Annotated in this window: 13 protein-coding genes, 2 tRNA genes, 2 rRNA genes and 1 pseudogene; 1 reads left to right on the forward strand and 17 read right to left on the reverse strand. The window is 46.5% G+C overall.

Annotated elements, in window-relative coordinates; genetic code table 11:
• Positions 1-161 precede the first annotated feature (161 nt).
• The 8 genes and pseudogenes from HUS26_RS14020 to moaC form a co-directional block, all read right to left on the reverse strand.
• Complete coding sequence (locus tag HUS26_RS14020; RefSeq protein WP_173917740.1) at positions 162-344, reverse strand: hypothetical protein; 183 nt, start codon at positions 342-344, stop codon at positions 162-164.
• A 16-nt stretch (positions 345-360) separates the two neighbouring features.
• Entirely contained in the window at positions 361-690 is a 330-nt protein-coding gene (locus HUS26_RS14025; protein WP_173917741.1) for a hypothetical protein, read from the reverse strand.
• 327 nt (positions 691-1,017) lie between these two features.
• On the reverse strand, positions 1,018-1,317 hold the full coding sequence (locus tag HUS26_RS20285) for a hypothetical protein (protein ID WP_254434315.1): 300 nt from the start codon (positions 1,315-1,317) through the stop codon (positions 1,018-1,020).
• A pseudogene (locus HUS26_RS14035) lies at positions 1,253-1,697 on the reverse strand (DUF1572 family protein). The gene HUS26_RS20285 and the pseudogene HUS26_RS14035 overlap by 65 nt, the downstream one beginning before the upstream one ends.
• A 57-nt stretch (positions 1,698-1,754) precedes the next feature.
• Positions 1,755-2,378, reverse strand: a complete 624-nt coding sequence (locus tag HUS26_RS14040; protein WP_173917742.1) for a class I SAM-dependent methyltransferase — start codon at positions 2,376-2,378, stop codon at positions 1,755-1,757.
• A 94-nt stretch (positions 2,379-2,472) separates the two neighbouring features.
• Positions 2,473-2,832: an MmcQ/YjbR family DNA-binding protein gene (locus HUS26_RS14045; protein WP_371809592.1), complete on the reverse strand. Its 360-nt coding sequence runs from the start codon at positions 2,830-2,832 to the stop codon at positions 2,473-2,475.
• A gap of 167 nt (positions 2,833-2,999) precedes the next feature.
• Positions 3,000-3,659 carry a redox-sensing transcriptional repressor Rex gene (locus HUS26_RS14050; protein WP_173917743.1) on the reverse strand — a complete coding sequence of 220 codons (660 nt, stop codon included), beginning with the start codon at positions 3,657-3,659 and terminating at the stop codon, positions 3,000-3,002.
• 20 nt (positions 3,660-3,679) lie between these two features.
• A complete protein-coding gene (moaC, locus tag HUS26_RS14055; protein WP_173917744.1) occupies positions 3,680-4,165 on the reverse strand; it encodes a cyclic pyranopterin monophosphate synthase MoaC in 486 nt (161 codons plus the stop codon).
• 160 nt (positions 4,166-4,325) lie between these two features.
• On the opposite strand from moaC, the gene HUS26_RS14060 reads away from it, so the two are divergent.
• Positions 4,326-6,257 (forward strand): ABC-F family ATP-binding cassette domain-containing protein, encoded by a 1,932-nt coding sequence (locus tag HUS26_RS14060; RefSeq protein WP_173917745.1) that lies wholly within the window; start codon positions 4,326-4,328, stop codon positions 6,255-6,257.
• A 275-nt stretch (positions 6,258-6,532) separates the two neighbouring features.
• Here HUS26_RS14060 and tsaD read toward each other — a convergent pair whose 3' ends face one another.
• The 9 genes from tsaD to HUS26_RS14105 form a co-directional block, all read right to left on the reverse strand.
• Positions 6,533-7,564: a tRNA (adenosine(37)-N6)-threonylcarbamoyltransferase complex transferase subunit TsaD gene (gene tsaD, locus HUS26_RS14065; protein WP_173917746.1), complete on the reverse strand. Its 1,032-nt coding sequence runs from the start codon at positions 7,562-7,564 to the stop codon at positions 6,533-6,535.
• Entirely contained in the window at positions 7,561-8,007 is a 447-nt protein-coding gene (gene rimI / locus HUS26_RS14070) for a ribosomal protein S18-alanine N-acetyltransferase (RefSeq protein ID WP_173917747.1), read from the reverse strand. The genes tsaD and rimI overlap by 4 nt, the downstream gene beginning before the upstream one ends.
• Positions 8,007-8,693 carry a tRNA (adenosine(37)-N6)-threonylcarbamoyltransferase complex dimerization subunit type 1 TsaB gene (gene tsaB / locus HUS26_RS14075; RefSeq protein WP_173917748.1) on the reverse strand — a complete coding sequence of 229 codons (687 nt, stop codon included), beginning with the start codon at positions 8,691-8,693 and terminating at the stop codon, positions 8,007-8,009. The genes rimI and tsaB overlap by 1 nt, the downstream gene beginning before the upstream one ends.
• Complete coding sequence (gene tsaE / locus HUS26_RS14080) at positions 8,690-9,142, reverse strand: tRNA (adenosine(37)-N6)-threonylcarbamoyltransferase complex ATPase subunit type 1 TsaE (RefSeq protein ID WP_173917749.1); 453 nt, start codon at positions 9,140-9,142, stop codon at positions 8,690-8,692. Before tsaE ends, tsaB begins: the two co-directional genes overlap by 4 nt.
• Position 9,143: 1 nt before the next feature.
• Complete coding sequence (gene thiL / locus HUS26_RS14085) at positions 9,144-10,115, reverse strand: thiamine-phosphate kinase (RefSeq protein ID WP_173917750.1); 972 nt, start codon at positions 10,113-10,115, stop codon at positions 9,144-9,146.
• 123 nt (positions 10,116-10,238) lie between these two features.
• Positions 10,239-10,315 (reverse strand) — tRNA-Asp (locus HUS26_RS14090).
• Positions 10,316-10,378: 63 nt separating this feature from the next.
• Positions 10,379-10,455 (reverse strand) — tRNA-Met (locus HUS26_RS14095).
• A 50-nt stretch (positions 10,456-10,505) separates the two neighbouring features.
• Positions 10,506-10,619 (reverse strand): 5S ribosomal RNA (rrf, locus tag HUS26_RS14100).
• A 101-nt stretch (positions 10,620-10,720) separates the two neighbouring features.
• Positions 10,721-13,642, reverse strand: a 23S ribosomal RNA gene (locus HUS26_RS14105).
• Positions 13,643-13,791 lie beyond the last annotated feature (149 nt).

The following is a 13,791-nucleotide window of genomic DNA, read 5'->3' on the forward strand; positions in this document are numbered from 1 at the left end:
CCTATACAATGTCAAAAATATCTTTTACTAACCTTCCGATCCCTCTTACTAAAAACAAGACGATCCGAAAAGGAAAGATCAGGAGTTCAGGGATCCAAAATAACAGCTCCAGCAGAAAATCAAAGATATGGAACCGACTGTCTTTCTTCTCCAGCGCTTTTTCATTTAGACTTCTCCTTCTTTAGCTCAATCACCGCTCCGATTATGCCAAAAAAGCCGCCGACGGCAAACAATATGGGGATGAAATCTGCTGAGGATGTTTCTCCCGCCCACTGAGAAACACCGAATAAGCACAGAACCAGGCTGCTGATTAAGCCCATATATGCCTGATGCTTTTTATTCATTGCGGTACACCACCTTTTACACCTTTGAAATTCCGTTGACAAAAACACTTATTATTGATAAACCAGTAACCCCTAGAGCCGCAGCTGTGTTACTTTTATATTCAAATGCACCGGCTAAGAGCCCGGCTGCGCCAAGAAGGACCCACACCGGAAAAAATAAAGCGTCAGAGACTTCTATTGGCAGAAGCGAATAAGCTCCAATCTGTAACGTCAGCCCAGCGAAAACAATCATTGAAAAGTTAAAAGGGGACGGTGATTTTCCTTCTTGTTGAAAAAGGAAGGTCATGACAATTATGATAAAAATAATGAAAATGATAATAGCGAAAAAAATCAGGCTGATTCCCAATAAAGTCAGCTCCTCTACCTATGATGTTTTATGAAAAAAATGGATTCTTTATTACATAACGATTATAACCTGTGATTCGTTTCAGGATCAGTCAAAAATACGAGCGAAAATGAAAAAATACGCGAGAAAACAACTGTCATGAAAAAAATCACTTACCGGGTAAACCCGCAAGTGATTTTTGTCCTTCTATGCTCTTCAATCTGTTTTTGCAGCTTCTTCGTCAGTTTATTGTTATAAAAAAGGTCTGATTAGAAATGATGGTTTCTTCCCTCCTCATTAAAAAAGTAAGCATGCAGGCCGTTGGACGGCTGCATGCTTTTTTTGCTCCTATTCTCTCTCTTCGTTTTTCTTCTCACTAAAATCTTCACTTTTATCATCGGTAACTTGAGGCTCCGGCTCGGCGGTGGCTGAAACTTCTTCAAATGAATCCTCTTTTTGTGAGCCAAAGTTATTTAGCCGCGGAATACGTAGCTTTCGAGCATCGCTTTTAAATCCATCCCTGTCGTTTCTTTTAATGATTCCTGAATGCCAAGCATTGTTGGATGTCACACTGTTTGCTACTTTAGCCGATCCTCCTTGAGAATGGGCTCCTCCCATATCGATAACTTTCATATACGTGATAAGCATAATGTGCCATCTGTCTCTCGATGGCATCAACGACTGAATGTTTTTCACTGCGAATCATTACGGTTTTTAACAGATCTTCTTTCGTTAACTTATGCACCAAAAAGTACAGTCCATCCTTTGTCCCACACTTCCATCATTTCTTGTTTAGAGGTGATGGTATCCTCAAATTCCTCATCCCGATTTCTGTAGTCTTTTTCTCCATCAGACGTTAAAAAGTCTGTCCAGCGTGAAACCATATTGCCGGTTAGATGTTTGATGATAATGGTAATATTATTTGATTCTTCGTTTAATCTCCAGTAGATGTCGTCCTCAGCCAGCTGTTGAATCGCCTGATCTCCAACGTCTTTTACACTTTGAAACCTGTTTTGAATGGTTTTCAATTATTCATTCGCAATATTCATTAGGTTCCTCCTTTATGGGTAAAAGGTTGATTCTTATTAAAGCCTCTTTTCTCCTAGGATAGCAGCCGTATGATAATGCCTGGAATGTGGACCTCTTACAAGCTCGACATTGTGAAACCCCCGTTCCCTTGCTAGAGGGATAAATTTGTCTTTCATTAAACTTTCTATTCCTTCCCACTTTTCATCGTCTTTTCCATCACTAAGAGTTATGATGAAAGACCCTCCCGGTTTAAGGACCCGATGGATTTCAGAGACTGTATCAGGAAGCTGATCCCAGAAATAAATGGAATGAATGCTGAACACCTTATTAAAATGTTCACTTTGGAATGGGAGTTGTTTTACATCTCCTTCAACTAATTTAGCTCTTCCTTCAATGACTGCTTTTTTATTTCTCATGGCAGCTGACCGAATGAGAACCGGGGAAAGATCAATTCCTACCGCTTCCTTAACATTATCTCGGCTTAATATATGCTTCATGGCATATCCCGCGCCGCACCCCAGCTCTAACACACTTTTATCTTCTATATTTCTTAGTAATTCAATGGTCCATAATGTTTCTGGTTTATGCTGCCTGACCATTTTTTCGCCAAAATACATTCCTAGTAATCCGCGTGGTTTACCATACTGGTTATCTATTAAAGCCTTCATCTTGGTAATCATTTTTATTCTCCCTTCTTTTTAATGGAAGTGTAAAGTGAATTAGACAAGTATTCCCTTGAAATCCAACCTAGCAAATAAACCATTCATAATTGTTTTAGTCCGCTTCAGTGATCTGTTTCTGCAGCTTCTTCGTCAGCTTGTTAAAAACTAACGTGTGCGAATGAGAAATCAGTTCTTCCAACAAGCCATCGGGGAGGTCGGCCTCCAGGTAGATCGAGTTCCAGTGCGTTTTGTTCATGTAATAGCCGGGGATGATGCCTTCATATGTATCGCGCAGCACCTCGGCTCGTTCGGGGTCGCATTTTAACGAAATGATCGGTGTCCTTTCTGAGTCGCCGCCAACCATGGCGTACATTTTTGCGCCGACGTGGTAGCGGTCAGCGCTCCATTCTTCCTTATAATCATGAGTTGTACCTTTTAATTTCATGCAATACCTGTGGATATGCTCTTTCATCAGGGTCCCTCCCTGCCTTTTTTCTTATATTTTACAGTTAAAAACGTTTTCCGGCTATAGACGGCTGGATTTACATTTTTATGAAATAGCAAAAATTGGAAAATACGTGCGAAATGACCGCCTCCTCCGCACGTACCAGCTCCTAACGAAAAAAAAAGAGGATAACCTTATTGGTTATCCTCTTCTGATTCCCCATCTAGCGGGTAGTGTTTTAGAAAATAGACGAGCGCCTGCAGTTCAACCGCGAGATCGATGTGATGGACGCGTACGCTTGCTGGTACGGTAATCCTTGCTGGCGTAAAGTTCAGAACGCCGGAAATGCCAGCATCCACGAGACGGTCAGCAATTCCCTGTGCGGCTGATACCGGAACAGTCAGGATGGCAACCGAGATGTTGTCCATATAATCCTCGAGCTCGTCGATGTGCTTAATCGGCACACCGCCAACCGTTTCTCCGACCCGCTTCTCATCAGCATCAAAGGCGACTTTGATTTTCGTATTATTGTTTTTCGTAAAGTTATAGTTTAAAAATGCGGTTCCGAGGTTTCCGACACCGATCAGGGCAACGTTGGTCGTTTCATCCTGATCCAGTGTTTTTCTAAAAAAGGACAACAGGTGTTCAACGTTGTAGCCGTAGCCTTTTTTTCCGAGGGCTCCGAAGTAGGAGAAATCTCTGCGGATTGTCGCGGAATCGACTTTCACAGCTTCGCTGAGTTCTTTTGAGGAGACGCGCAGCTTGCCCTGGCTGTGCAGGTTGTTAATAAATCTGTAATATAGCGGCAAACGCTTTGCTGTAGCTTGTGGTATTTTTTGATTTTCGATATCCATTTGCTTGAAGGACCCTCCTTTTACCGATCGCTTCTCCGGTAATCCCCGTTTTTCCCGCCTGTTTTCTCCTCAAGGCAAGTGGGACCGATGACCATCCCTTTATCGACCGCTTTGCACATGTCGTAAACCGTCAGGGCGGTGGCGGATGCGGCCGTTAACGCTTCCATTTCAACTCCTGTGCTTCCTTTTGTTTTAACAGAAGCGTAAATGATTAATCGATAGCCTGCGTCTACGTCCCATTGAAACGTAATGTCTACGCCTTTTAGTGATAAAGGATGGCACATCGGGATCCAATCGGGTGTTTTCTTAGCAGCCATGATGCCCGCTACCTGAGCGACAGCGAGTACGTCGCCTTTTTCCATTTCATCATGGGTAATCTTATGATAAATCTCTCCATTCACTTCGACACTCGTGCGTGCAACCGCTGTACGCACCGTGTCTCCCTTAGCGGAGATATCCACCATGCGGGCTCGTCCTTGTTCATTAAAGTGAGTGAAATCTGCCATCCGTCTGACTCCTTTTGCTAGCATGTTGTTACTTGAAACAGTACTCTTATTTTACCAAAAAATCAAATAGAAGTCGTTAAGTGTTTCACAATCTCGAGTACCTGTCCTTGATCCTCTGATCCTACATAGGATACACTTATCTTGACTGAGGTGAAACTACATGATTCTCATGCAATTAAATCAATTAACGAAGCGTTTTGGTGCTGAGTTGATTTTAGAGAATATAAAATTAGAAGTACAGAAAAATGACCGTATCGCGATTGTCGGCCGTAACGGTGCCGGCAAGAGTACGCTGCTTAAAATGATGGCTGGGGAAATGAGCTATGACAGCGGCGATATTTTCAAACCAAAAGAAGTAACCCTTGGCTACCTGGCGCAGAATACCGGCCTGCAATCGAGCGATTCGATCTGGAGCGAGATGGAGAAGGTTTTTTCCCATTTTAAAAAGCTTGAGCAGGAATTGCGTTCTATGGAAGCCGATATGGCAGATCCGGATCTGCTTGAGAACCAGGACGCTTATCAGAAGCTGTTAAGCAGCTATGACCAGAAGCAGAACTATTTTAAAGAAGCCGGCGGCTATCAGTATGAAGCCGAGATTAAGTCCGTGCTGAATGGACTGAACTTCCGTGACTTTAACTGGAGCACACCAATCTCTTCCTTAAGCGGCGGGCAGAAAACTCGTCTTGCGTTAGGGAAACTGCTATTAACGAAGCCGGATGTATTAATTCTTGATGAGCCGACAAACCACTTAGATATTGATACCCTTGCCTGGCTTGAAGGCTACCTTCAAGGCTATGATGGAGCAGTCGTCATCGTCTCGCACGACCGCTACTTTTTAGATGAGATCGTTAATACCGTATATGAAATCGCCTATCAGGGCTCAAAAAAATATCACGGCAACTACAGCGATTATTTGAAAAAGAAAGAAGCCGATTATGAGCTTGAGCTGAAGAAATATGAAAAGCAGCAAGGCGAAATTAAGCGGATGGAAGATTTTATTCAAAAGAACATCGTCCGCGCGACGACGAGTAAACGAGCGCAAAGCCGGCGCAAGCTTCTTGAAAAAATGGATAAAATTGATAAGCCAAAGTCCGATCAGAAATCTGCGACGTTCAGCTTTCAAGTGGAGAAGAAGAGCGGAAATGATGTACTGAAGCTGCGTGACCTGGCATTTCGCTATGATGGCGCGTCCAAATTTTTGTTCGAGGATCTTTCGCTCGATATTAACCGCGGTGATTCTTTTGCCCTGGTCGGTCCTAACGGTGTCGGAAAAACGACACTTCTTAAAACGATCATCGGCAATTTTAAAGCAGCCAAAGGTGACATTAAGCTTGGCACGAATGTGGACATCGGCTACTATGATCAGGAACAGACGAAGCTTCACTCAAAGAAAACCGTGCTTAATGAGCTGTGGGATGACTATCCATTGAAAAATGAAAAGGACATCCGCACTATCCTCGGTAACTTTTTGTTCTCAGGAGAAGATGTCCTAAAACCCGTCTCCGCATTAAGCGGCGGTGAGAAAGCACGACTGTCGCTGGCTAAGCTGATGATGCAGCAATCGAACTTTTTAATCCTCGATGAACCGACAAACCACTTGGATCTCGACAGTAAAGAAGTGCTTGAAGCAGCACTTGTGGATTACCCCGGGACCATTCTTTTCGTTTCGCACGACCGTTATTTTATTAACAAGATCGCTTCACAGGTTGTCGAGATGCAGCCTTCTGAAACACGGGTTTTCCTTGGGGATTACGATTATTATGTCCAGAAAAAGCAGGAAGAGCAGGAACTGGAAGAACTCGAATCCGCCGACAAATTGGCGAACGAGCCGAAGACTGCACAGCCTGAGACGAAAAACAGCTTCGCTCAAGATAAAGCACAAAAGAGCGAAGACCGTAAGCGGAGACGCCGGATGGAAGAGATTGAAAAAGAAATCGAACAGCTTGAAGCAAAAATTGAAGAAAATGAACAGCTGCTCTGTGAGCCTGAAGTGTATCAGGATCATGAGAAATCGCTTGAACTGACCGAAGAAAACCACAGCAGCCACGAAAAGATCGAAGCCCTCATGGAAGAATGGGAATCGCTCGACTAGCCGCCCTTACTTAGGCGGCTTTTTTGTTTGCATAGACTCGTATTGTCAGAATTTTATTATCCACAGTGTTTTCAACATCTGTGAATTGATATATCGGTTCTCAACAACCTTATACACATTATCCACAGGTCAACATTAACTTATCCACAAAATGTTGGTATCGTTTTCTTGCTTGAAAAACCGCTCGTCTATTTATGTTATCCACTGCATAAATATTCAATTGTGTATAACTTTTACGACAAAAAAAGACTTCCTTCTTGGTAAAAGGAAGTCTTTTAAATATTCTTTCTTTCTCCGTACAATTCTAAGTCAAGACCTGGATTTGCATTTAAATCATAGCGGGCTCTATGGCCCTGACGATAAGCTACAGCGCCCGCCGCAGCAATCATCGCAGCGTTATCGGTACAAAGGTTAAGCGGTGGAATTAACAGCTCCATCTCTTCCCCTGCAAACTTTTCTTCCAACGCTTTCCTTAAGCCGCGGTTGGCTGCTACCCCGCCTGCTACAATGACCTGTTTAACGTTATACTCTTTAGCCGCTTTGTACGCCTTTGTGGATAACACGTCAATGACACTTTCTTGAAAACTGGCGGCAACGTTTTCCACAGGTATCGTTTCATTTTTCTGTTTCGCATTGTGCAGCTTGTTGATAACTGCTGATTTTAATCCACTAAAGCTGAAATCATATGAACCTTCCTCTAGCCAAGCCCGCGGAAAATCAATCGTCGCTTCTCCTGTCTGTGCCAGCTTGTCGATGTGCGGCCCTCCTGGATAAGGAAGTTTTAACGTACGGGCCACTTTATCATACGCTTCTCCTGCTGCATCATCCCGAGTTTCTCCAATCACTTCAAAAGATCCGTGATCCTTCATTAAAATAAGCTCTGTATGGCCTCCGGAAACGACGAGTGATAACAGTGGAAACTCAAATTCCCTTTCCAAACGGTTGGCGTAAATATGGCCGGCAATATGATGAACGCCTAGAAGCGGCTTCTGTTTCGCAAATGCCAAAGCTTTGGCCGCATTAACACCGACGAGGAGTGCTCCAACGAGACCAGGCCCTTCGGTAACTGCAATAGCTTCGATATCATCCATCGTCAGCTCTGCCTGCTCAAGCGCTTCTTCGAGTGTTAAAGTGATTTGCTCAATATGATGACGGGAAGCAACTTCAGGGACCACTCCGCCAAAGCGCTTGTGACTCTCAATTTGAGAAGCTACAACGTTTGTGATCAGTTCTCGTTCATTTTTGACGATGGCGACGGCTGTTTCATCACAGCTTGTCTCAATCGCTAATATATATTGATCCTTCATTTTAATCCCACCCACATGACTAATGCATCTTCCCCATTGTCTGTATAATAGTTTTTCCGAATGCCGCCCGGTACGAGCCCGAATTTTCGATATAAATGCTGGGCAGCCGTATTGGAGACACGCACCTCTAAGCTCAGTTGAATCGCTCCCATTTCAATCGCACTTTCAAATGAACGGCGAAACAGCTGATCTCCGTAGCCTTTGCCGCGATAATCAGGATGAATCGCGATGTTGGTGACGTGGGCCTCATCAATAATCAGCCACACCCCGCAGTAGCCGAAAACCCCGTTTTCGTCTTCAATGACATAATAATGCGCGTAAGGGTTCGCATCTCCTAATTCGTTTAAAAAAGTTTCTTTAGACCATGGTACTGAAAAAGTGGCCTGTTCGACACGCTGCACTTGATCGAGATCACTTCTTGTCATTCTCCGAATATGTGCCATCACTGCTTCTCCTGCTGAGCCAGCCACTTAGCCTCCGCTTCCGGCAGACGTAAGTAGTTAGGCACAAGCTCATGAACAGAGCCCGCTTCTTTTTCTGAAGCTGCCAGAGCCAGGTAAGCTGGCCTTGCGTAATGATAAGCCGCATCTGGAAAGACCGCCTGATCTCCTAAGACATCTGTGATCACTTCCCGGTGGATAGACAGGTCCTGACTAAGAAATAGAATTCGCTCACGATATTCCTTAAGGGTCTTAAGCCACTCTGTCAATAACACATTGGCTTCCTCTTTAACCGGCTGCAGCTTTTGATCATAGAGCCCGGTGTATACAAGGCCTCTTCGCGCATCGAAAAACGGACAGATCAACCCATCAAACAATCGCCCCTGGCTCGCTAATGCTTCTAAGCTTGATATTCCGACAACCGGAATGTTCAGCGACCAGGCCATCGTCTTAGCCGTTGTCAGGCCGATCCGCACGCCTGTGTAAGAACCAGGTCCTTTGGCCACAGCAATGCGGTCAAGCTCTTCAGGCTTTGTCTGTGTCTCTTTCATGAGCTGATCGATCGCCGGCATCAGACGGACAGAATGGTTCTTTTTCACAAAAGTGACGTGTTCTCCAATTACGACACCATCTTTCACGACCGCGATTCCTAATATTTCATTTGACGTATCTATCCCTAACACGTTCATTCGTCCAGCTCCTTACATATCCTTTCAAAGTGTGGAGAGCGGGCTTCAAAGGTAATCTTGCGCGAGTCTTCTTCTAAGTATTCGATCGTAATCTCAAGCCGTTCCTTTGGCAAGTACTCTTCGATAAACTGCGGCCACTCCACGACTGTTACACCCTCGCCATGAAAATACTCTTCGAAACCGAGATCTTCATCGCTGTCCTCTAAACGGTAAACATCCATATGATAAAAAGGCATATGCCCCTTATACGCTTTCATGATTGTAAAAGTTGGGCTTTTTACAGTACGCGTTACCCCAAGCCCTTGCGCTAATCCTTTAGAAAACGTCGTTTTTCCAGCGCCCAGCTGACCTTCCAATGTGAGAACATCACCTGGGGTCAGCAGCCCGCCAAGCTTTTTCGCAAGCGCCATTGACTCTTCAGCGGTATGTGTCGTTATCGTCTTTTTCATATTAATCACGATCCTCTTGCAAATGGGTATAGCCCGACTTTTCTAAAAGACGGCGCTGATTATTTTTATATAAGTACACTTGCCCGTTAGATTGAGCAGCGGCCTCACACCAGCCTATCCGGGTCACTTTAAGGTTTTCCTTTTCGGCTGCGTTTTGAACGAAGGACCAATCCTTTTCTGATACCGTCCCTAATAGTTCAAAGTCTTCCCCTCCAGCCAAAATCCAATCTTCATAATGATAGGGGAAAAGTTCCTGACTTTCTTTAGCGTATGGGAGTTTGGCAAAATCAAGATGAAGATCCACCCGGGCTTCTTCAGCAATTTCATTCGATTCACTGGCGATTCCGTCACTGACATCATTTAAGCTGACCCGCGGCAATTCTTCCAGCCTTTTAGCAAAACGTATCCTTGGATCCGGGGTGCGATGACGCCTGATAAGATACTCACTGGGCTTCTCTTTTAATAGACATTCAAGGCCTGCTCGTGCGTCACCTAATGTACCTGTAACAAACACAATGTCACCTTCACGCGCATCTCTTCGGTATCGGGCTTTGCCTTTAGCCGTAAACCCAATCACCGTAACAGAAACACACAGCTCTTTGCCAGACACCGTATCACCGCCGATTAAATCCATCCGGTACTCATTAGCTAAACTCATCATGCCCCGGTAGAGCTCCTGCAATTCCTCTTCACTCCAATGAGGAGGCACAACTAATGAAACTAAGTAATATGCCGGAGTACTGCCCATCGCCGCTAAATCACTTAAATTAGCAGCCAGGGCGCGGTATCCAACGTGGTAAGGATCCATCGTTTTTTTAGAAAAATGCACATCCTCTACCATTGTATCAACAGCTGTAACAATATCCTGTGACGTCTGTCGAAAAACGGCCGCATCATCGCTGATCCCTTTAATCAAAGAAGACTGGCGATAGGTGCGAGGCTGAATTGAATCGATAAAAGAAAACTCGTCCATAGGTTATGGCCCCCTCCGTGAACATCATTCACTCTCTCCATTATAGCAAGGACGGGCCTTAAATTAAATTTGTGCATAACAAAAGCCTTAGGAAAACCCTAAGGCTGGAAATTTAAATGAAAATGGCGGTCCGGACGGGACTCGAACCCGCGACCTCCTGCGTGACAGGCAGGCATTCTAACCAACTGAACTACCGGACCATTTTTTTATTTAAACAAAAAAATTTTTCAACTATACAAGTTGAATCACAGTTAAAAATAATTTGGTTGCGGGGGCAGGATTTGAACCTGCGACCTCCGGGTTATGAGCCCGACGAGCTACCGAACTGCTCTACCCCGCGATAATGTGGGTAAACTACTATTTAGTTCCCATAAAATTAAATTGTAAAAGACGAGGCAGCGTCCTACTCTCACGGGGATATACCCGACTACCATCGGCGCTGAAGAGCTTAACTGCTGTGTTCGGCATGGGAACAGGTGTGACCTCTTCGCTATCGCCACCTCATCTATTATATGGAGGTAAACCCTCAAAACTGGATAAGACTGATTGGAATCAAACCGTCATAATTTGTAGCTGCAACGCCTAGGCGTTTTCGCTTTTCTTTTAAAGTTAAATCATCGATTGATTAGTATCCGTCAGCTCCACGTGTCACCACGCGTCCACCTCGGACCTATCGACCTCATCGTCTCTGAGGAATCTTACTAACTTATTGTTAGGGGAAATCTCATCTCAAGGGGGGCTTCATGCTTAGATGCTTTCAGCACTTATCCCGTCCACACGTAGCTACCCAGCGATGCTCCTGGCGGAACAACTGGTACACCAGCGGTGTGTCCATCCCGGTCCTCTCGTACTAAGGACAGCTCCTTTCAGATTTCCAACGCCCACGACGGATAGGGACCGAACTGTCTCACGACGTTCTGAACCCAGCTCGCGTACCGCTTTAATGGGCGAACAGCCCAACCCTTGGGACCGACTACAGCCCCAGGATGCGATGAGCCGACATCGAGGTGCCAAACCTCCCCGTCGATGTGGACTCTTGGGGGAGATAAGCCTGTTATCCCCGGGGTAGCTTTTATCCGTTGAGCGACGGCCCTTCCATACGGTACCGCCGGATCACTAAGCCCGACTTTCGTCCCTGCTCTACTGGTAGGTCTCGCAGTCACGCACCCTTGTGCCTGTACACTCTGCGAATGATTTCCACCCATGCCGAGGGAACCTTTGGGCGCCTCCGTGACTCCTTGGGAGGCGACCGCCCCAGTCAAACTGCCCGCCTGACACTGTCTCCGGGCCGGATCACTGTCCTGGGTTAGAATGGCCGTACAGCCAGGGTGGTATCCCACCAGCGCCTCCACCGAAGCTAGCGCTCCGGCTTCTCAGGCTCCCACCTATCCTGTACAAGCTGTACCAACATTCAATATCAGGCTACAGTAAAGCTCCACGGGGTCTTTCCGTCCTGTCGCGGGTAATGCGCATCTTCACGCATAGTATAATTTCACCGGGTCTCTCGTTGAGACAGTGCCCAAGTCGTTGCACCTTTCGTGCGGGTCGGAACTTACCCGACAAGGAATTTCGCTACCTTAGGACCGTTATAGTTACGGCCGCCGTTTACTGGGGCTTCGGTTCAACGCTTCGCTAAAAGCTAACGCATCCCCTTAACCTTCCAGCACCGGGCAGGTGTCAGCCCCTATACTTCGCCTTACGGCTTCGCAGAGACCTGTGTTTTTGGTAAACAGTCGCTTGGGCCTTTTCACTGCGGCTCCTCGGCAGAGGAGCACCCCTTCTCCCGAAGTTACGGGGTCATTTTGCCGAGTTCCTTAACGAGAGTTCTCCCGCTCACCTTAGGATTCTCTCCTCGCCTACCTGTGTTGGTTTGCGGTACGGGCGCCTCTTTCCTCACTAGAGGATTTTCTTGGCAGTGTGAAGTCCGGAGCTTCGGTACTTTATTTCCCTCCCCATCACAGCTTGACGTTGCCGGACGGATTTGCCTATCCGACCGTCTTGCTGCTTGGACGCACTCTTCCAATCGTGCGCACTCCTTATCCTCCTGCGTCCCCCCGTCGTTCAAACGGAAAGGAGGCGGTACAGGAATATCCACCTGTTGTCCATCGCCTACGCCTTTCGGCCTCGGCTTAGGTCCCGACTAACCCTGAGAGGACGAGCCTTCCTCAGGAAACCTTAGGCTTTCGGTGAAAGAGATTCTCACTCTTTTTTCGCTACTCATACCGGCATTCTCACTTCTAAGCGCTCCACCAGTCCTTACGGTCTGACTTCGCCGCCCTTAGAACGCTCTCCTACCACTGATCCATCAGGATCAATCCGCAGCTTCGGTGGTGTGTTTAGCCCCGGTATATTTTCGGCGCGGAGTCACTCGACCAGTGAGCTATTACGCACTCTTTCAATGATGGCTGCTTCTAAGCCAACATCCTGGTTGTCTAAGCAACTCCACATCCTTTTCCACTTAACACACACTTAGGGACCTTAGCTGGCGGTCTGGGCTGTTCCCCTCTCGACCATGAACCTTATCACCCATGGTCTGACTCCCAGAACAAAGTCATTGGCATTCGGAGTTTGACTGAATTCGGTAACCCGGTAGGGGCCCCTCGTCCAATCAGTGCTCTACCTCCAAGACTTTCTATTCTGAGGCTAGCCCTAAAGCTATTTCGGAGAGAACCAGCTATCTCCGTGTTCGATTGGCATTTCACCCCTACCCACACCTCATCCCCGCAATTTTCAACTTGCGTGGGTTCGGGCCTCCAGTCAGTGTTACCTGACCTTCACCCTGGACATGGGTAGATCACACGGTTTCGGGTCTACGACCGCATACTCAAATCGCCCTATTCAGACTCGCTTTCGCTGCGGCTCCGCTTCTCATCAGCTTAACCTTGCATACGGTCGTAACTCGCCGGTTCATTCTACAAAAGGCACGCCGTCACCCATGAATGGGCTCCGACTACTTGTAGGCACACGGTTTCAGGTTCTCTTTCACTCCCCTTCCGGGGTGCTTTTCACCTTTCCCTCACGGTACTGGTTCGCTATCGGTCACTAGGGAGTATTTAGCCTTGGGAGATGGTCCTCCCGGATTCCGACGGAATTCCTCGTGTTCCGCCGTACTCAGGATACACTCCGGAGGAGAAAGGATGTCGAGTACAGGGCTGTTACCCTCTATGGCGGATCTTTCCAGATCACTTCGTCTATCCTCTCTCTTGGTAACTCCAAAGGAGTGTCCTACAACCCCAGAAAGCAAGCTTTCTGGTTTGGGCTGATTCCGTTTCGCTCGCCGCTACTTGGGAAATCGCGTTTGCTTTCTCTTCCTCCGGGTAATGAGATGTTTCAGTTCCCCGGGTCTGCCTTCCATAACCTATGTATTCAGTTATGGATACTGTTCCATTACGAACAGCGGGTTTCCCCATTCGGAGATCCTGGGATCAAAGCTTACTTACAGCTCCCCCAGGCATTTCGGTGTTAGTCCCGTCCTTCATCGGCTCCTAGTGCCAAGGCATCCACCGTGCGCCCTTATTCACTTAACTTTTAAATCGTCGTGAAAAGACGTTTCTTACTTTGGTTTGATGTCTTGTCAAATCTTATCCAGTTTTCAAGGTTCACATTGAGAAGATCCTTTGATCTCTCAAAACTGAACAACCAACCATGTACGTCCTCCGAAGGAGACGGCTAAAAA

This window comes from Halobacillus sp. Marseille-Q1614, from assembly GCF_902809865.1.
Taxonomy (GTDB): domain Bacteria; phylum Bacillota; class Bacilli; order Bacillales; family Halobacillaceae; genus Halobacillus_A.